This window comes from Lentimicrobiaceae bacterium (assembly GCA_023227965.1).
Classification (GTDB): domain Bacteria; phylum Bacteroidota; class Bacteroidia; order Bacteroidales; family JALOCA01; genus JALOCA01.
Map to the genome: position 1 here is coordinate 1 of JALOCA010000049.1, position 19,649 is coordinate 19,649.

Consider the following 19,649-nt stretch of genomic DNA (forward strand, 5'->3'; position numbering starts at 1 on the left):
TGGCTTACCAAACACGAAATTGCGGACCTGTTTAACGTGCCTGTCAGTATGGTTGGAAATAACCTGAGTGCTATTTTCAAATCCGGCATATCGAACAAAGAAGACGTTACCAGTGTTCATTCGTTTGAACGGAACGGAAAACCATGTACAACGACGCTTTACAATCTCGAAGCGTTGATATTGGTCTGTTACCGCATTGCCTCGTTTGAAGCCAGAGCATTTAGACAGTGGGTAATGAATGCTCTTTGCGAATATACAAGGGATGACAAAAATATCCATGTTGGCGAAGTTTTAATCACGTATAATCCCATGGAAAATCTTCATTCAATTATTCACCTAAACTGATTGCGGATATTTTGCGAGACCCCTGCTAACATATCTCATAATGAGATATGTGTACTCATTTTATGCCATTTAAACTAAATAAATACGACATTATATTATAAGCCTCCACTTTTTTTGTTCGCTAACTCCCAGTCTCCAGTGCACTTTTGCTCCCAAATTAGACTCTTGGCTTATGCCTTGATTTCACAATTCAATTATTTTTTCTAAATCAAATGAAAGATGTTCATTGTGAAAAACATATCCCAACTGGTTGCTCACACATTGGGTTTTCCCTGTAATTTTGTCAATATTTCTGTGTGAATGCCCATAAATCCAGTACTCAATTGGACTGGTTTCAATATATGGAGCCAATTCAACTGTAAAAGCTCCATTTAATTTACTTCGGGTAAAATCGGGTGATGTCAATTGAAAAGATGGAACATGATGTGTTACAACAACAATATGTTCTGCAGTACTTTTAGATACTTCGTTCTGAATGAAACGGAAACATTTCTCGTGTTCTCGATTGAAATTATCCCATGTCAATGTTTCGCCGTTGTATAAAATTCGTTGGAAATCACTAATGCCACGTTCGGTTAAGTAAGCTTCTTCCAACGGGATTTTCGCCCATAGGGTTGAAATAATAAAATCAACATTTTCCACCCGAACGACTGCATCATAATAGCATTTCACATTATCTCGAATCGAACACACTAAGCCTTGGGGCATTTTTGCCAAATCGTAATACTTATATAGTTCGTGGTTGCCAACAGCAACAATCACTTGCCGGTAATTGTCCGAAGCCCAATCCCAGAACGGATGCTTGCTGTAAGTGTCATCGTTCAAATAGCCAATATCACCCGCAAGAACAAGGATATCTCCTACGGGTTTCATTGGATTCCGTTTCAAATAACTGTAGTTATCTGAAAATTCCAGATGTAAATCCGATGCGTATTGAATTTTCATTTTATTCAATTCCAAATATCTCTTTCATAATCCCAAGAAATCCCCGAATATCATCATCGGTACGCTGCAAGCTATCACGCAAAGATTGATTAGGCAAGGACTTTTCCATAATTTCAACAAAAATACTCAATTCACCTTTCCTTGTGTCCGATAATTCAATGGGTGTAAGCGGATCAATACGCATGGCCAACAATTTAAAAACGTCATCCCTATGCTTTTTGATATCACCGCTTCGAACGTCAGAATTAGTTTTCTTTTCTTCCGTTAGATTTAAAAATGCTTTTACCTTCAAACAAAGAAGGGATAACGGATTTGCAATACGAATACCGTCCTCAATAACACTGCTGCCAATGGTATGATAATAATATTCTTCGTCCAGCAAGATTGCTGAAAGGCTTGGAATCTTTTCTCCAACGGGTATAGGCGTTAAATGAAATCCTGTTGGTTCTCCTAATACATCAGGATATCGCGATAATAACTCTATTTGTACAGGAAAGCCTTCTTTGGGGTTGATAAAGCGAAACAACTCGGTTGCAGGCTCTTTATCCCCTCGTTTTCTCTGACGAGTTTTGTATTCGCCTAAAGCAATAAATTCCCAAAAACGTTGCCCAAATTCCGCTGTCATTTTTTCAATAACCAATATCATATCGATATCGTCCGTTGCATGCGGACGCATATCAGTATTTTGCAAAGTAACATCACAAGCTGTTCCACCGATAATAACGTAGTTGTCTTCAAATCCGGCGAAGTGTTCTTTAAATTTCTCTAATCCTTTTACCATTTCATTTCTTCTATCATTATTTCTAGTTCTTTTTCAATCCGGGCATCCGGCTCATCTTTCATGGACAAATACAACGAAAGTTTATCGACGACAATATGATTCGAAAAAGAAGGCATAGTGGTTGGATATTTCCATATTTCGATTTTATACAAACCTTCTACCTCATTAAATTGAGTTCCAGGCAGATTGAACTGTTTGTCCCATATTGCTCGTGTTTCAAATTGTTCGGAGTTCAAATGTGAATATTGCGACAAAGCATTTACTCCACTAATATTGAAATTTCCTTCAGGTATGGCATCACAATACAAAACCTTCTTTACTGGCGATGACAAATAGTTTTGTGCTTTCGCCCAGAGTTCCCGTTTATAACCGCCAAATCGTATATGCTTAATTCCAGTGTTATCTTTTATTTCTGTGCTACACAACTTACAATCTTCAAGGTTAGCAACGGCACGTGCCAAAGCTACATAGTTATATGGCATGATTTGCTCAAAATCTTTGATCGTATATTCTTCTTTTGGTTTTTCTGACAGAAGATAATATAATAACAGATATTGTGCTGCAGGGGTTAATTTTGCAGGGTTCTTTTCCTTCTTTTTTGCTTGAACATTCACAATCAATGAAGGTAAGAATGCATATTTATCTGAGATAATAAAATAAACACCTTGGCTTATCAGACGTTCCCGTTCGTAATAGGTTAATGAATCCAATATGACAACTACCGGCATACCCACCAAAATTTCAGCCTGTTTGGTAATCTGTTTATATTTCAGGGGTGTTAAGGATTGTTGTCCATTTTTCGCTTGAATTACACACAACGACTGATTGTTGAACTCCATCGTATAAAAGGAAAACCTCAAAAACATATCAGCATTAATCCCTCGAAGCTTGTCACGTTGCATCGGGATTAATTCTGTCTGAATGCCTAAAATTGAAATTACATTACTCATAATCAAATAATATCACAATAAATTGCACCATTATCAACAACAATGATAATGGTGCAAAAATAAGGATAATAATTGAATTTGCAAATTCATAGTGCAAATAAAAGGGAATAAATTAAACCAACTGTTGCAACATTGGCAATCCGGAGGGCTTTTCTTTTCTTCCTGGTTGAAGAAAAATGGATATTCCGACCAATTAATGCAGTAATACCGGAAATCAGGCTGGTTCTCCTTGCTATCTAAAGGAGTCATGTATAGAACGGGAGATAAACTGTCTCCTTATATGGCAATATCCAGTTACAACACCCAAATGAATAAAAAATTCTATGCCTTCGATCCACCTTTAACCAATTGAACCCCACTTAATCCCAATGTTTGCAGACCCTCGATCCGCGTTTTAAAACCCAAAAATCTTTTAGAATAGCTTCATGGTTGCAATTCTAACTTATCTCCCTAAAAGCCCCGTATCACTTTTTCTCCTCTGGTGGGATCTCGATTCTTCTCAGTAATTATCCTTCCGTAGTATTCATATCCGTCTTTTCAACTAACCTTATTGGTAAGCTCATCGGTAATCCGTGCCGAAATAGATTCTCGGTTTTGAGTCATTCCTGAGGCTGACCTGGATTTCCAAGAAAAGTATCAGGTAAAATTCTACGCTAAGAAAGTATATCTCTTCACGTACCGGTCCCCTCATTCAAGGATTTTCCCGGCATATACTCGCTGTGTTGCGTTATTCCAGTTCCTCTTTGACTGCCCCTCCCAATCTCCACTGGTTTCTTGCATATAATTTTTAACCTTTAAATTACTTGTCATGAAAATTTTAACCAGATCAGCCGCAGCAAAAAATGAACAAAACGCCCGTTTCTACTTCACACAAGACAGAACTACCGATTCCAAAAGCCTTCAGGTTTGGGAAGAAGAAAATCAGGAATACGCATCCTGGAAACTTACAGAAGACAGAGAAGAATCTGCTTCAAACTAACATACAAAAGCTCCTTACGGGGCTTTTTTTTGGTCGATGTTACTTGCTTGCTATGTTTTAGAAAGTAGCAGTTACACTCAAATTACCCCGCAAAGTTATTGATCGCCGATCGGAACAGTAAAGGGCCTTGCGGATCCCTCCAATCATTTCCAAGCGATAGATCCTCCAGTCGCTTTCGCGTTCAGGTCAGTTTGATCAATCCTTCACAAACAGACATTCACCCATTGACCTAATCCGACCGGCTCAATATGCTCTGCTTTTAATTTAACTGTAACGGCGAGCCAGAAGCCCAAATAAATCCGTAAGGCAGCGGTGAAAATCAATGAAACAAAATTCTCGCATGAAATTTTACACAAGTGATTCCATTTTATTATCGGTTGAAGACAGACCTCGAAACAAAATGCTTAGCAGAGGACTGGCTGCTATCACTGACAGTGAATTAGTCTCCATATTGTTATCATCAGGTAATACGGCAGAAGTATCCGTTTCGCTTGCCACTCAAATACTTCACTCTGTAAATTTCAACCTTAATGCCCTTGCTAAACTTTCAACTTATGAGCTGTCGAAATTTCCGGGAATGGGATCAGCAAAAGCAAGTATTTTGGTTGCTTGTATGGAATTGGGCAGGCGAAGAAATCAGTCAGAGGCCTTAGATAACGCTCAAATAAAAGGAAGCAGAGATGCAGCTAATTACCTGCGACCTGAGATAGGTGATCTTCCGTACGAAGAGTTTTGGGTGTTGTATCTCAATCGTCAGAACAAAGTAATTGACAAGCAAAAACTGAGTCAGGGAGGAATGACTGGTACCGTAATCGATGTGCGATTGGTATTGAAATCTGCACTTGAGAAGCATGCCACATCTTTAATCTTCTGCCATAATCATCCTTCTGGAAATTTGGATCCAAGTGAAGCTGACAAGAGAATAACACGTCAGCTTAAAGAGGCTGCTGCCATAATGGATATCCCGGTCATAGATCATTTGATTGTCACCCAATCTGGATATTTCAGCTTTGCTGATGAAGGCTTATTATAAATTCACCGGCGTGCCAGATGCCACAACAAGACCCAAGGGCATGGGCAAAAAAACTATGTCTGAGCATGTACACAAATTCTATCCGGAAATCACTTGTACGGTGGTATCAGAAACCAACAAAGGTTTCAAAGTTCTGCAGAATGACCCTCGCCACAAAAAGAAACCTAAAGTAGCTTTCTATTCATTTCTGGATTTTAGCAACGACAAAGGTGTTTGGATCAGGAAATAAGATTTGATTTTTTTCAATCGGCGCGCTTGAAGCCATCAAAAGTCCGAAAGGCATCGGCAAAACAATTATGACCCGTTATTCAAAAGATCCCCGGCAGATCAGTGCCAAATTCTCATCCAAATGCTGCAAATGCAAAATCAGAATCCCAAAGGGCAGCACCATTTATTACTGGCCGTCCTCGGGAGAGGTGTTTTGCACAAGTTGTGGAGACGCACCGTTTCGTCAGTTTCTCTCTTCGGTAGCCGATGAAGAGGTCTATGCAGGCAGTGGAAATCCTTATGCTTACTAAATTAAAGGGGAATTTTCCCCTTTTTTGTTCGTTAAATTTTAACTCCCCAAATTAAACCCTTACTCAACTTCGATTTCCCTTATCCGGAAGATCCCTGACCAGCTTCAATTTTTTGTACATGCTCCTTTTGCAGGGTTATTTATCTTATCGGCATTTCCTTCCTCTGCCCTAATACACTGGTAAAGCCCTTCAAGTTCTCAGCCATTTTAGCTGCCCCAAAGGCAACATACTTCCCTTCAAAAAGCAAATTTATTCAGCTCATTTACCGTTTTTTTCACTTGCTAACCCTTCCTGGCTCCTATCCAACTGGTTTTTACAGTTTGGCCCCCATGATATATTTTGGTTTAAATTATACACGAAGAAAGTGCATCCCTTCACGTACCGGTCCCCTCATTCAAGGATTTTCCCGGCATATACTCTCTACCCTCCGTTATTCCAGTTCCTCCTTGACTGCCCCTCCCGAGCTTCACTGATTTCTTGCATATAATTTTAAAACTAAAAATTTATTATCATGAAAACTTTCGTAAAAAACTACATTGGAAAAGGAAAACAAGTCGCCGGATTATCAATCGTAAGAGTTACCTGCAAACTCGAGGATCTTCAAAAATTTGCCTTCGAATATAAGGGCACCAAATATGTCGCCTTCGAAGTAGCAAAAATGAAACAAGCCGACGAATTCGGAAGAGATTACACAGTTTATGTATCTCAGGCAGAAGAAGAAAAAACAGAAAAGCCTGCCAAATCACCCGATGCAAAAGCACCAAGAAAACAAAAAGAAATTATGGAGCCGGTCACCGGAGACGATCTTCCTTTCTAAGGCAAAAAGAGCCTTGCCGAGCAAGGTTTTTTTATGGTCGCCATTTTAACCCCATCTGAGAAATAAGCTGTTACACTCAGAGACTGTTTAAATTTTATTTTTGAATTCTGTTAAGCATTAATTTGATCATTGCAAATTGAATCATTGCCTCGCTTGTATCTATAAGATATTCAAAGTCTTTACTAAGTCTTCGATAACTTTCAAACCAGGCAAACGTTCTTTCGACAACCCATCTTTGGGGTGTCACGACAAATTTGCTCGAATGGTCTGGCCGTAAGACAATTTCAAGTATCCAGCCGAATGCTATTTTGGTCTTCTCAATGAGTTCACCACGATAACCTCCATCAGCAACGATCTTGACTAATCTTTCGAACCTACCTTTCAACAGGGCAATCACATCAGTTGCACCTTTGCTGTCTTGCACGTTTGCAGCATGTACAATAACTGCAAGAAGCAAGCCCATCATCGTATCAGTAATGATGTGGCGTTTGCGTCCTTTGATCATTTTACCACCGTCAATCTCCTCTGTTTTTACCACCTAGCCTTGTTGTCTTAACAGACTGGCTATCAATGAGAGCCAAACCAGGAGAGATTTCTTTCCCCGCTTTTTTGCGTATTTTGTCACGTAACAACTCATGTATTTGTTCGATGACACCGGTGTTCTTCCATTTGGTAAAATAGTAATAAACTAACTCCCATTTTGGAAAACAGCCTGGCAACATACGCCATTGGCAGCCTGTTTTTAAGCAAATAAAAGATCGCATTGAAAATATCTCCCAAAGAATGTTCTCTTTTGCGGCTATCTCTTAAAATGCCTTGTAATAGCATCCATTGGCTATCAGTAATGTCTGATGAATAGTGTTTCATGTGTCTTAACAGTTTGTAAACCATTAAGTTAATGAATATTATTCAATTAAACTACTGATAGTCAATGTTTTATATTGTTATTTTATAAATTTAAACAGTCTCTGAGCTTTTTGAAAGAAAAATACAAACAATACACTAATAACGAGAAGGTTAATTTTCATTTTTCAATGTATCTATCATGGCCGCAAGGTTTTCAACTGGTACATTGGCCTGTATATTATGAACGGTGTTAAATACGAATCCTCCATTCTTTCCCAATATATTACACTGTTCATTCACTTGTTTCTTTACATCATCAGGTGTCCCAAAGGCTAAAACTTTTTGAGTATCAACTCCTCCTCCCCAGAATACCAGGCGATCACCATATTTTTTTTTCAAATTTTTAGAATCCATCCCTGTAGCGTTGAATTGCACTGGATTCAGTATGTCGAATCCCGCTCCAATTAGGTTATCGATTAAAGGTTCTACTGCCCCGCAGGAATGCTTGAAAGTTTTCCATTGGGTGTTGGCATGTATCCAGTCATTCATTTTACGATAGAATGGTGCATATACCTCTTCAAAGTCCTCTTTAGAGCAAAACTGGGAATTTTGGGTGCCAAAATCATTGCCGCAAATAAACACGGCATCTACAGCATTTCCAACAACATGAAAAATTTTACTCAGATTTCTCACTGCTATATCTGTTTGCTTTTCAAAAACCTCCATAACATATTCTCTCCTCATCATGATAGACATATACCATTCGGCTACATCGCGGATGCCTTTGGATTGAAGTAAGCCGGTTCCAGGTACTAGACCAATATCACCTACTGCAGTACCTCCAAAATTGGCAATTATACCTTTTCCCGTTTTCGACGCTTCTTTAACTTGTTGATCCCAGTATACAAGATCGGACTCAGACACAAATCCGAATTCTTCCAGGTTATCGTCAGGGTTGAGAGCATTGTCATCAATAGGTTGCTGACGAATGATGGCATCGAAAAAATAACTTGATTCAGGCATTCGCCCACTAGGAGGAACGATCGTATTTCCTTGGGGATAGAGTAATAGACTACCATCACGATCATAGGAAGTATTAAACTTGCCGGGAACCAAAACGGTTTGCCCCCAAAAAGTTCTAAACTCCTTCCAATCCTCGTTTGCAAAACCAAACATATTGTTCTGTGGACTAATCCCTATTACATCAATTCCCAATACATCCTGTAAATCAGCCTCCACCTCTCCCAGCATTTGAAAGGGTTCTATCACTTTAACAGGTTTCTTTTCCAAACCATAATATCGACGCAGGTTTTCAATTGCAAGTACGTGAATTCCAGTTGTTGGTGTACTTCCAAAATCGACCACGATTTTGTCGGCTTGTTTATGGTTTAAAACTGTTTGTAATCTTTCCTTTGATGTCATATTTCTAATTTAATTCTTTTGATAATAATCTGTCAATTAAAAATTTACTGTGCTATTTTTTCGTTTCCCAGAGTTTTTCAATTTCCTCCAGAGTCTTTCCCTTTGTTTCTGGCAGATACAAATAGGTGAACAGCCATTGAAGAAAAGCCATTAGCGCCAGAAATAGGAAAGTTGCTGCACCACCTACTGAAGCAAGAAAATGGGGGAAAAGTAGTACTACAAAGAAGTTAAAGATCCATTGCGTAAACGAGGCAAAAGCTATTGCTTTTCCTCTTATTCTATTGGGAAATATCTCAGAAACCAGCGTCCAGAAAGCGGGACCGATGCATGAAGCGAAAAAAGCGATAAACAACAAAATGCAAATCAGCGTAAAAATACCGCTTAGTTCGAGATAGAACGACAATGCCAGAAGCAAAAGGGTAACCGTCATCCCCAAGGAACCAACCAGATAGAGCATTCGCCGGCCTGCTTTATCGATCAGGAAAATAGCGACAAGGGTGAACAGACCGTTAATTAATCCAATCAGGGAGGTTTGAAGTAAGGCATTTTCAATTTTGACTCCGGCTGCCAGTAATATCTTTGGTGCATAATCTACAATTGTGTTAATTCCGCTGATCTGAACAAAAACAGCCAGCACAAATCCAAAAGCAATCACTTTTCGTGAAGAGGGTTTGAACAATTCTGCAATGGTTGCTGAAGTTGTATTGACTTTGAGCGATTCGGCAATTTCGGATATTTCCGAATTGGCCATCTCACTGCCTCCTATTCTTGTCAGAACAACCAAAGCTTCCCTTTTCCGGCCAGCTTTATAGAGCCATCGTGGACTTTCCGGAATAAAAAACAGACCAATAAAAAACACCACGGAAGGGATCACCCCTGAGGCAAACATCCATCGCCAGTTATTCTCCAAATCGTGAAGCGTATAATTAATTGTATATGAAATAAGTATCCCAAGCACAATTGTAAGCTGATAAATTGCCACGAGTGTTCCACGATTTTTCGCCGGCGCCACTTCGGCCACATACATGGGTGAAAGGACGGATGCCGCTCCCACCGCTAATCCTCCCGTGAGGCGCGCCAGAATAAAGAAAACCGATGAAGTTGCAACAGCTGTGGCTGCACATGAAAATGCAAAAAACAGTGCTACAACTATAAGTATCTTTTTTCGCCCGTATTTGTCAGTGAGGACTCCGGAGCCAAATGCCCCGACAATTGCCCCTACCAGGAGAGAGCTGACTCCCCATCCCAACTGCAGTTCGTCCCAGCCAAAATAGGGTTGAATAAACGGAACTGCTCCTGAAATGATAGCAATATCGAAACCAAACATGAGGCCTCCCATGGTGGCTATAAGGCATATGAAATAAAGGTAAGTTGATTTAGCTATTTCTTGCATGCGTATATAATTTGTTTTTAAAGGTCGCATTGAATAGCCATGACGATATTTATATTTTCGGTTTGTGATTTCTCAATCATGGCTATTACATCTGTAGATAAGTTGTATTTCATTGTCTCGCAAATTACAAAGAGGTTATCATTTCTGCTGTTGTTTTACTTTTCTCTGGCAACGGAATATTGCAAAAATAAATAGGATGCAGGTTCGTTGATCGAAAAAATTGCAGATCCATTTTCAGATATTTTTTGCTCCAAAGTATTTCTGCTCTCAAGGTTAGTTATCATGATGTTTTTATTCGTTAGAAACTTCAGTGCAATTTCCTTTCGTGGCTCTTTGTTATGCAATTCCCTGAATAATAAAAGATAACCATTGTTCATGTACTCATCAATAAATTGAAATCCTGACCAACTATCATTCGACGGAATATCACCGACAGGAAAACTGTAGCAGTTGAACATGCGAAGTCTATGCTCCTTATACAATGCAATAAGCTGCTTTAGTTCCTTTCTTCCTTCCATGTCTAAAAACTGTGCACTCTGAAAAAAGACGGGAATAAAAGGTAACCCCATTGCAAAACAATACGAATGGCTGTGTTGGTAGGCATCGCTGCGTTCTCTATTGGTGCGTTTGGGATTTTGCAGTAACACCTGAAGTTTGTTCCCGTTAAAATATTTTGACATTAGCCAATGCTGGCGAAGCACATGGTAAGGGACCATAGTCAAATGTTCAGGCAATGCTTCCTGAATGTTCTGGAAGTAAATGCTGCCATATTCTTTGCCTAAATACCATCCATAACGTGGATCATCGTATTCGGGACAAAATGAAAACTGGGTTTTCATCCACGAATGTTTCATTATGTCCCTAATACCCGCAAACCTGTTTTCGAAGGCGCTGCGATTATTCAAATGATCAAAATCAACTTTCCAGGTCACAACTTTGGCTTCATCAAGATTCTTGATCAAGTCGGCCTGTTTAGCCCTTTGGATTGCAACCCAAAGTCCCATCTTAATCCCATATTTTTGGCAAGCATTGCTTATAGTTGTCCATCCATCAGGATAACTAGGACGGAAAACTTCACTTTTCTTCCATGGATCAATTTGCCAACCATCGTCAATACGCAATACTTCAATTCCCAGATCGACAAGTTCAGGGATTTCCTTCAATAAGTAGTTTTGTTTTGCAAACTGTGCTCCACCCGGGTTTGCCGGCCCCCAGGTATCGTTAATGATCAATGCGTCTCGTTCCGGGAAAACCGGATACCGGGCCCTGTCGAACCTTTTAATGGACAGTTGCATTCCGTCATTACCACCGGCATATACAAGTGTCCAGTTAGCCCAGCATTCCCGGAATCGATCCGCAACTATTTCGTCGGAAAGTAAACCCAACCCGGTAACTGACAATCCACCTGGATCTGAATAAAAAGAACCCGTATTATGCCCCTGCTGGTTCACACATTTATGTGACTCTTTAACTATACATACTCCTTCATTCCCATACTCCACTCCAATACCACTTGCCCAGTCAATAACCTCATTTTGGAAAACTGGATAGCCTTTAACAACCTCCTCTTTAAGCATATCCATGCTTTGGTCGTGCCGGTTGCCGGGATCGTTATAATATCCCCAATATCGTCTCGAATTTTTTACCGATAAATTCAAAGGTAAAAACTCTGTTCTAGCGCCTGGTACAGGTTGTGTACTGCCGAAGTATTTTTTTACAGTATCCGGCTTAGGAAAACATTCAGGTTGGAAGCCCGGCATTGCTTTAATTTTCAACTGGGTACGGATACCTGACGCTCCTGGATAAACCCATATTACATGCTGTACTTCAAGTTTTAAAGATTCGTACTTGACATGGGTAACAACTTCGAGATACTTATTTGAAAACCCATTATCATCTTTCACTTTAGCAGTCAGGGATATAAGGCTTGCAACTGATGGAACACTGTCTCCCTTTTGAAGATTCCAATCGCATTTTATTTTTTTTTGCGAATTGGCATATATTCTGCCGTTCGTTAAATCTTTAAGATGCAATGTAACAAGACCATTTCCTGTCCATAACCATTTCCGCTCAACCTCACCTGTACTTACAATCAATGAATCTCCTTTGGTAAAGACATGAGCCTTGCTTAATTCATCTTTAATAACCGGAAGTGTTTGTGCAAGAGAAGTTTGCACAAATAGCGCGAGTGTTAAAATCTTTAGAAGAGTAAATTTTTTCATTGATATTTACTTTAAAGTGATACTGCGAAATGATTATTTGCAGGTGTTACCATTTCTCAATACGTTTGATAATTTCAGGCTGAATTTTTTCATCGGCGGCAATGCACAATAGCAAGCCTTTCGGATCCATCACACTGATGAAATCTTCGAGTTCGTGTAATTGAACATCAACCACGATTGATTTACCGGCAGCCTGAATTTTCCTGATAAACGGAACCCATTGCAAAATTGGCAAATCGTCGCCAACCCCCTGAACCCATTGAATAGCATTAATTTCCGGCATTGCCAGGATATGATCCACGTGGTTTGCAACTCCTTTGCCATCCAAATGAAAAATATTATGTGTCATAGGTTTCACTTCGCTCTGAATCACAGACAAAATAAATTCTTCAAATTGTTCAGGTGAAATCATCGTTGAAAAATCACAGCTTGGAATATGCATCTTCCCAAATGATGGAATTCCCATCCAGGTTACTGAAGGCTGGTTGTGTTTTTTTAAAATCGCATCAAAATGATCAAAAATTCGGTGAAAATCTCTGGATGCCAAATCAATCAGTTTTTTTACTCCTTCGGGTTCGAGCAGAAAATCAATGCAAAGTTGCTGTGGATCGCGAAATGCAGCTGCACAATCAAGTCCTGGATGTAAGTCGGTGTATCCTACTAAATATTTCCCTGAGCAACGCTCCAAAGCTGCATAAGTCATTTCTTCAATCTTTCTGAAATAGGGATTGTTAAAGTCTAATTTAATGTCATCCATCTGCGACCAATCCTTAAGATTTGAAATAGAATAAGAAGTGACCTCTTTATATTCCAATTCAACACCGTAAAACGCGGTATAGACTTCAGGGCCAAGGTTTGGCCAGAAAATGGGAAAGGTCTCAGCATTAAATACAGAATGTTTCAACTGATATTCGAACAGTTCAATCTGATAATCGGTATCCCACCATCGATCTTTTAAGGTGGCCCAAGACTTGTCTTTTAGTAAGTGAGATGCGCTATATTCAGCATTATGTGCAGCAAACCGGATGGGAACCCTGTCAATCATTTCCTGACTGTACCAGGCATATATTCGTTTCATACATTGTTCAAAGTCTGGCTTTTGTTCCAATTCAACATTCCACCAGGTATCTTTTGAATTCATAATCCTTAATTTGTTCTAATTTATTTCTTCAAATCTTCTTGATGTTGCCTAAAGCTGGTTTACAATGACACATCCGTTAAAAAGTATTGTTTTTATTTGAATCAAGGAAAACTGTCATTAATTTCTTTCCTTCAGAATTTTTATGAATTCAGAGGGATTTTCACTTAAATGTTTTGAATAATCTGATGCGATATAAAACGACCACATACAATCCTTAACAATCTCATTGGGGTTAATACGTCTGCCTGAATTCCATGCCGAATATATCTTTGAAAGTTGATTTTGATCTTCCCGGGCTACTTTTTTCAGATAGGTTTCAACAGCATTCAAATCAACCTTTCCGGAATTGATAAAGGCCAGTAACTCATTTTGCCTGTTGTAGTTGTATTCCATGAATTTGAGGGTTAATAGAAAATCGTCAAAATCACCCATGTTCCTGATAACTTGACCCCGACAGGGTGTTAAAAGATTTATTAATTCACTGAAATGACCAGGTAGTTTCCTGGCTTTTAGCATAATATCCATGATGTCCTTTTCTGAAGCCCAGGGGGAGAATTTTAAATTAGCATTGCTTCCACAACCAGCCTGGGGTGTTTCTTCATAAACGGTCCTGAAAATTTTTTCCCAATTTGCATCGTAGTTAGCGCCGAAGTGCTCTTTTACAAATGCCGGAATGGCATCCATATAGTTATAATTGCCATTGTTCTTAATAATTTTCGAGGCAATGGTATAAGTGTCCCACTGGCAGTTTTGAAGGTAACGTTTGGGTACCCAATTGGAGAGGATAATGCCGAGGTTGTTCGGGTTGTTCAATTTCCCATATACCTCGGCATAGGCATTGATATTTTTAAACTGCAGTTCACCAACACGTGGCCCCCAGGCACACCAACTTACCGCCGGACAGGCGATCAATTTAAAACCCTTGTTTAGGACTGTATTTGCCACACCTTCAATTTTCGCTTTGTCCGTTTCCCAATAGTTCCAGTCCATGATGACAATATCCCTGTTGAGCAAATCGAGTACATCCTTCTCATGGTAGATTGGAACGTCTCCCCATATTATTATTTTCTTACCAAGGGATTTCACGCATCCATTAAGTTTATTGACATATTCGGCCCATATCTGGTGTCTGCTTTTGGTAGCTAATGCTTGTTTTGACATCTCACTTGCCCCCCAGTTTACCTCATCGCACCCAATATGAAGATACTGACTTGGGAAAATGGCAGCAACTTCGGTAAAAAGGTCTTTCATTAAACTGAGCGTAGCTCCATTAACCGGACAAAGTGCATTAAAATCAGCTCCGGCTGGACCATCATTCAGAAATTTAAATTTTTCTGTTTGGGTAATATATTTTGAATGGCCGAAGGATTCTATTTCGGGGATCATTTGGATGCCCCTGGTTTGGGCATATTTTATTAATGTCCTCAATTCGCTGGCGGTAAAAGCCCCTTCACACATATTCAGTTCCGGGTGAGAAGTAAAAAGATATGCTGATCCTGAATCGTCTGTTAGCCGAAAAATGATGGAATTTAATTCCTCTTTCCGGCAAAAATCGATAAGCCGGAAATAATAATCCATGGTTTCGACACCCCGGGGCGCATCGATCATAAATCCACGAAAGGGCTTGTCATTTTTAAGGTTCATCGATTTTACATTGTAACTGAGAAAAGACAATAAACTCAATACAAATAATAACTTTTGAATTGTTTGCATTTGTCTAATTTTTATTTTATTAAAGATGCCTATATCATTTTATTTGTCAAATCCGCAATAATAAGTTATCCCTGTTTCTCGGCTTTCAGTATAGTTGTCTACTCCAGAGGGTTCGAATTTGATAGTAATTCATTTATATATAGGCAGATAAAATCGTACACTGTCAATACAATCTGCATAAATGATCTTTTTATCTCCGTACGGGAATTGAAAAGTCAGGTCTATTCCGATAATCTCATCCATGTTTATATTAAATATTTCTCCATCGGCTACTTAATAATTCAATGTTATCCATTCATAAGGATAATTCTCTTATCTGCATTTAAAAGATTAGACTTTGTAATAAAGTGATAAGTTTTTCCCCTTTCAGTTAAAATTTCAATAGTTTTCTCCTTATAACGAACCGTACAGTGACCTCCTGATTTCGAAAGAATTTCAGCATTTATGAGTACTCCGTTTTCCCAAACAATGTTCACTTCGAAATTACCCCGTGCACAGAGCCCTCTTACACTGCCTGTCGGATACGCAGGGGAGAGAGCCGGCAATAGATGTACTTCACAGTTGTGACTTTGTAGCATCATTTCCCCAATGGCAGCCGTGATGCCCAGATTGCCATCGATCTCCCAGTATTTTTCGAAAAATTTGCTGGCAAAGTTTGGGAAGAGAGCCAGCTTAAAGTGCCGGTCAATCACTTTTTGAAGATTCGCTCCGTCTTCGAGTCTGGCCTGAAAATTTGCCGAAAAAGCTCCTGTCCACGATCCTGAGTTGGAGGATTCACCGGGTTTGCGAAACTCGATTGTTTTACGGAAAGCTTCAGCCAGTTCGGGAGTTTTTCGCAGCGAGATCAGGTGACCGGGTGCCAATCCCCAGCCTTGGGCTACTTGCCCATTCAACGGGTTTACCGCTTGCCATGGGTCTAACCACTCCTGTATTTGTCCAGTCACAGGGTCAATTAACATCGGAGGCAACTGAGGTAACATGGTGGATAGTTGATCGGCAAACTCTTTGTCTATTCCCAATATCTTGGATGCCTCGATGCAATAGTTGAAAAGGCTTCTGATAATCTGCATATCCTGCGTGGATCCCACACAAGCCCATCCGACAACACCATCGGGCCGCACATATTGATTTTCGAACGACTCAGAGGGATTAGTCACCAGCCAGCCAGTTTTTGGATCTTTTTGAAGGGCATCCACGAAATATAGCGCAGCACCTTTCATCGTTGGCCATACATCGGCAAGATAAGCTTTATCCAGAGTAAAAAGATACTGTTCCCATAAATGTTGAGTAAGCCAAGCACCGCCAACCTGATAAATGGACCAGAGTCCGGTACCGCCAACTGGAGAAGTAGTGCGCCACAGATCTGCATTATGGTGAGCCATCCATCCCCGTGCCCCATAGATATTTTTAGCGGTCCTGGCTCCGTCTACGGAAAGATCTTTCACTAAATCGATCAATGGCAGATGACACTCGGCCAGATTGGTCAGGTTAACCGGCCAATAGTTCAGCTCAACATTACAATTGAGAGTATAGTTGGAGCTCCACGCCGGTCGCACATCTTTGTTCCAGATGCCCTGAAGCGTTGCCGCTTTTGTTCCCGGACGGGAAGACGAGATGAGCAAGTACCTTCCAAATTGAAAATAGAGTGCTGCCAGATTGGGATCCTTTCCTGCCTGATAGTTTTTAATCCGTTCCTGCATCGGTTGTATAGTAGCACTGTCAGTCCCCAAATCGATATCCATCCGACCAAAAAGATTTACATAATCTTTAACATGAGCATTTTTCAATTGATCAAACCCCTTTTTAACGGCTTTATCGATATCGTCTGAGCAGTGAACCTTGTAGTCTTTACCTTCTGTATAAGGATCTTTGTCGAAACCGTTATAACTGGTCTGAATCGCCAACATGATGACCACCTCATCAGCACCTTTCACGGTCATTGAGCCCTTGCCATAGGTTATTTGTCCTCCCGAAGGCAATATACGGGACAGAACCTGAAAACGCATTCCTTTGCCCAATTCAAATTCATTCTTCAGTGAAGAATTGAGATAATGAGGATATGCATGACTGGGCGCTCTTCCTTCAAGTGTAAGGTCATTACCGGAAGCCGAAACCTTACAGGGGAGCTGACTGTTGAGCGAAACGGAGAAGTTCAATGCTCCCTTTCGGGATGCTTTGATACGGGCCACCAATGTATTGTCAGGGTACGAGGAAAAAATTTCGCGGGTATAGGTGACATCTCCAGCCTGATAGGTGATTTCCACCAAACCATTGTCCATGTTTAGTTCCCGTCTGTAACCGGATATTTTCTGAGGGTGATCAAAATCCAATATCAGATCGCCAACAGGTTGGTAGCATTCATTCCACGGGCCCAGCATATGGGCATCTATTAATTTTTCTGCTTCCTTAGTTTTTCGCTTATTGAGTAAAGACCGGATTTCCGGAAGGTATTTAATAGCATCATAGTTCTGCTTGTCCTGAGGATAACCAGACCAAAGTGTCTCTTCATTCAGGCTCCAGATATCTTGCTTAGTGCCCCCTTGTACCATTGCCCCCAGACGGCCGTTTCCAATGGGGATAGCCTCTTCCCATTTTGTTCCCGGTTCTGAAAACCACAAAACGTACTTTTTCTTAAGAGGTGAATCGCTACAACTGACCATAAATAAACACCAAATACACAGAATAATATTTTTTTTCATTTCTTCATATTTTTAATAGGGCTAATTAAGCTAATATCTAATCTGAATTTTAAACCAGTATTTAATTAAAAATTTCACAGCATATTCAATTTTTGTATAATAATGGCAATTAAGATTTACTCAAAACCAATCATCTTCAATTCAATAGTCCCGACTGACCTTCCCTGTTTGGTTCGTATTTGTGTTTTGAAAATAACTTTAGTTGTAGTCTCTTTGGTGATATGCTGGGAGTTATTGATCAGAAATATCCCATCTCCTGTTTTTTTGATGGTTTCAGGATTGGCAGCTCCATCCATATCAACTTTCCAGTCTTTAAATTCAAGTCCGTACCCACCGGATCCAGCTTTTTCAAAGTCCCTGTCGTGGGTGATCAATTGAAACTTTAACTCAAACTGCCCCACTTTTTCCACCAGGTACGGGGTCAGGTCAAGGCTGAAATCCTGCCAGTCTGTGGTGAAGGTCTTGTTGTCCCAGCCGCCTAAGGTTTCTGCTGTATTTTTCGATCCCGAAAATTCAGGATTCGAGCCTTGCCGGGATTGTTCGATATTGAATAAAGCAAAATTCTGAATAACCGGTGTAGCAATGGCTTCGGTAATCCGGAGCCTGACTTTGGAAATGCTGATTGATGGAAACTCCTCGCTCCTTTTGCTGCCCACCGATGTGCCTTCTTTAATTGTTATCCATTTATCGTTGGAATACCCTTCAAGTATAAATTTTCGCACCCGCTGTCCCTGCGAAATGTCTTCCTGTATCACCGCACTATTGATCATTACAGGTTTTTTCAGGTCTATTTCCAGCACATCACCCTGTCCTGAACCTGATGCCACGGGTTTGCCAAACCTTCGGGCGATTTCTTTGCCGAATTCCTTATAACGTGCCACATGTGATTCCGGGATAAGTCCTGTCGTATCAGGTGTTGAATTCAACAATAATACAGCACCCCTGCCAACAGATTTGTTGTAGATGTCCATTAAATCCGGGACGCTCGTTATCATGTCATCGGTGTTGGGCGCCCAGAACCACCTATGCGTTTTTTGATTCATCAGAAAAGGTACATCTACCTCAACCGGCGCATAGGCATCCCCATTGGAATCAGAATGTAAGGCATGGGAAGTTCCTGTTTTAAGGTCGGACTGTTTGACTGTGTACCAGTTGGGATAAGGGGCTATTCCCCTTTCGTTTCCTACCCAGCGGATGGTTGCCTGTGGCCCCTGGAAGATGACGGCATCACTGGCATATTTTTTCAAAATATCCGATATGTCGATCACACAACTGCCGTCGAACCAGACCTCTTTCATGTGTTTATATTTTGATAATACCTCGGTCAGCTGCTGCCTGAATACTTTTTTGTAGGCTTCCTGTTTGGCCGGGTCTTTGGTCCGCCCGCCGCTTCCCAACCCTGCACCCCAGGTTTTGTCTCCGGGATAGATGTAAACGCCCAGGTCTAATCCATATTTATCGCACGATTTTGACAACTCTGCCAGCACATCTCCTTTTCCATTTTTCCAGGGGATATTCCTTGCCCCATAATCGGTTGTGGTGGTTTGCCACCAGCAAAAACCTCCGGTATGCTTGGCAACAAAAACGATCATTTTCGCTCCCCAGGATTTAGCAACCCGACACCACTGGTCAGTATTGAGTTTTGCAGGATTTATCCTTGACAATGGTAATGAATTGTCGTCTTGTCCCAATCCTGTCCAGGTATTGGGGGCAAAATGATTAAAGAATCCACCCTCTAAGAAGGTGGACTTAGTTTAAGGCCCTATAAGGGCCCAAAGTCGAGCTGCTGTTGCTCTTCTAATCGTTCTTGTTTTTCTTGATATATTACGTATTTCTTGATTTTAT

16 protein-coding genes and 2 pseudogenes are annotated in these 19,649 nt (G+C 40.4%); 7 read left to right on the forward strand and 11 right to left on the reverse strand.

The genetic code is table 11. The features are described from left to right. Positions 1-345, forward strand: a 345-nt coding sequence (locus M0R21_12560; GenBank protein MCK9618654.1) for a virulence RhuM family protein, incomplete at its 5' end; no start/stop codon positions are given. Between the two features lie 183 nt (positions 346-528). Here M0R21_12560 and M0R21_12565 read toward each other — a convergent pair. From M0R21_12565 to M0R21_12575, 3 genes are read right to left on the reverse strand one after another with little or no spacing between them, the layout of a single operon-like run. Then, positions 529-1,290, reverse strand: a complete 762-nt coding sequence (locus M0R21_12565; protein MCK9618655.1) for a metallophosphoesterase — start codon at positions 1,288-1,290, stop codon at positions 529-531. Between the two features lies 1 nt (position 1,291). Beyond that, positions 1,292-2,071 (reverse strand): hypothetical protein, encoded by a 780-nt coding sequence (locus M0R21_12570; GenBank protein ID MCK9618656.1) that lies wholly within the window; start codon positions 2,069-2,071, stop codon positions 1,292-1,294. Beyond that, positions 2,065-3,021 carry a hypothetical protein gene (locus M0R21_12575; protein ID MCK9618657.1) on the reverse strand — a complete coding sequence of 319 codons (957 nt, stop codon included), beginning with the start codon at positions 3,019-3,021 and terminating at the stop codon, positions 2,065-2,067. The genes M0R21_12570 and M0R21_12575 overlap by 7 nt, the downstream gene beginning before the upstream one ends. A 91-nt stretch (positions 3,022-3,112) precedes the next feature. Here M0R21_12575 and M0R21_12580 point away from each other — a divergent pair. The 6 genes and pseudogenes from M0R21_12580 to M0R21_12605 all read left to right on the forward strand — a co-directional run bounded on the left by M0R21_12580 (position 3,113) and on the right by M0R21_12605 (position 6,368). Further along, positions 3,113-3,373: pseudogene (locus tag M0R21_12580) on the forward strand (AbiEi antitoxin N-terminal domain-containing protein). A gap of 456 nt (positions 3,374-3,829) precedes the next feature. Then, positions 3,830-4,000: a hypothetical protein gene (locus M0R21_12585; GenBank protein ID MCK9618658.1), complete on the forward strand. Its 171-nt coding sequence runs from the start codon at positions 3,830-3,832 to the stop codon at positions 3,998-4,000. 322 nt (positions 4,001-4,322) lie between these two features. Continuing rightward, positions 4,323-5,033 carry a DNA repair protein RadC gene (gene radC / locus M0R21_12590; GenBank protein ID MCK9618659.1) on the forward strand — a complete coding sequence of 237 codons (711 nt, stop codon included), beginning with the start codon at positions 4,323-4,325 and terminating at the stop codon, positions 5,031-5,033. Beyond that, positions 5,017-5,262 (forward strand): hypothetical protein, encoded by a 246-nt coding sequence (locus tag M0R21_12595; protein MCK9618660.1) that lies wholly within the window; start codon positions 5,017-5,019, stop codon positions 5,260-5,262. The genes radC and M0R21_12595 overlap by 17 nt, the downstream gene beginning before the upstream one ends. Positions 5,263-5,329: 67 nt before the next feature. Further along, a complete protein-coding gene (locus tag M0R21_12600; protein MCK9618661.1) occupies positions 5,330-5,551 on the forward strand; it encodes a hypothetical protein in 222 nt (73 codons plus the stop codon). Positions 5,552-6,062: 511 nt separating this feature from the next. Beyond that, positions 6,063-6,368: a hypothetical protein gene (locus M0R21_12605; protein MCK9618662.1), complete on the forward strand. Its 306-nt coding sequence runs from the start codon at positions 6,063-6,065 to the stop codon at positions 6,366-6,368. Between the two features lie 94 nt (positions 6,369-6,462). Here the strand turns inward: M0R21_12605 and M0R21_12610 are convergent. The 8 genes and pseudogenes from M0R21_12610 to M0R21_12645 all read right to left on the reverse strand — a co-directional run bounded on the left by M0R21_12610 (position 6,463) and on the right by M0R21_12645 (position 19,495). Continuing rightward, positions 6,463-7,235: pseudogene (locus M0R21_12610) on the reverse strand (IS5 family transposase). A 150-nt stretch (positions 7,236-7,385) separates the two neighbouring features. After that, complete coding sequence (locus M0R21_12615; protein ID MCK9618663.1) at positions 7,386-8,636, reverse strand: methyltransferase; 1,251 nt, start codon at positions 8,634-8,636, stop codon at positions 7,386-7,388. Positions 8,637-8,688: 52 nt separating this feature from the next. Further along, positions 8,689-10,029: a sugar porter family MFS transporter gene (locus M0R21_12620; GenBank protein ID MCK9618664.1), complete on the reverse strand. Its 1,341-nt coding sequence runs from the start codon at positions 10,027-10,029 to the stop codon at positions 8,689-8,691. A gap of 155 nt (positions 10,030-10,184) precedes the next feature. Then, positions 10,185-12,251 carry a hypothetical protein gene (locus tag M0R21_12625; protein ID MCK9618665.1) on the reverse strand — a complete coding sequence of 689 codons (2,067 nt, stop codon included), beginning with the start codon at positions 12,249-12,251 and terminating at the stop codon, positions 10,185-10,187. A gap of 46 nt (positions 12,252-12,297) precedes the next feature. Further along, positions 12,298-13,392 carry a hypothetical protein gene (locus M0R21_12630; GenBank protein ID MCK9618666.1) on the reverse strand — a complete coding sequence of 365 codons (1,095 nt, stop codon included), beginning with the start codon at positions 13,390-13,392 and terminating at the stop codon, positions 12,298-12,300. A gap of 117 nt (positions 13,393-13,509) precedes the next feature. Continuing rightward, positions 13,510-15,105 (reverse strand): family 20 glycosylhydrolase, encoded by a 1,596-nt coding sequence (locus M0R21_12635; GenBank protein MCK9618667.1) that lies wholly within the window; start codon positions 15,103-15,105, stop codon positions 13,510-13,512. 287 nt (positions 15,106-15,392) lie between these two features. After that, positions 15,393-17,804 (reverse strand): glycoside hydrolase family 95 protein, encoded by a 2,412-nt coding sequence (locus M0R21_12640; GenBank protein ID MCK9618668.1) that lies wholly within the window; start codon positions 17,802-17,804, stop codon positions 15,393-15,395. Between the two features lie 116 nt (positions 17,805-17,920). Beyond that, positions 17,921-19,495, reverse strand: a complete 1,575-nt coding sequence (locus M0R21_12645; protein ID MCK9618669.1) for an alpha-L-fucosidase — start codon at positions 19,493-19,495, stop codon at positions 17,921-17,923. Positions 19,496-19,649: the final 154 nt, after the last annotated feature.